Origin of the sequence: Luteitalea sp. (genome assembly GCA_009377605.1) — a bacterium.
GTDB lineage: Bacteria > Acidobacteriota > Vicinamibacteria > Vicinamibacterales > Vicinamibacteraceae > WHTT01.
Genome location: WHTT01000295.1, coordinates 1 through 290, shown reverse-complemented (window position 1 = coordinate 290; position 290 = coordinate 1). Strand labels below are relative to the sequence as shown.

General features: G+C 64.1%; 1 pseudogene (running past one end of the window). It reads left to right on the top strand.

From position 1 onward, the window contains the following. Positions 1 to 290, top strand: a pseudogene (locus GEV06_29000) (hypothetical protein) (it extends 330 nt beyond the left edge of the window).

Here is a 290-nt window from a genome sequence, read left to right as displayed (position 1 = left end):
CCCGCGTCTCACCGTATGGGTCGGATGGGTTCATCGAGCAGATGAACGCGAAGGCCACCGAGCTCGGCCTGGAGCGCACGCGCTACGTCGATCCCGCCGGATTGCGGGCGGAGAACCTCTCCTCTGCTTACGACATGGCACGCCTCATCGCCTACGCCTCGGCCGACGAGCGCGTCGGCGGCATCATGCGCAAAGTCTCCGCGACCATCTCCGCAGGGAAGCGCACGATCAACGTCAACAGCACGAATCAGATCGTCAAGAGCGGGGACATCGAGGTCCTTGGAGGCAAG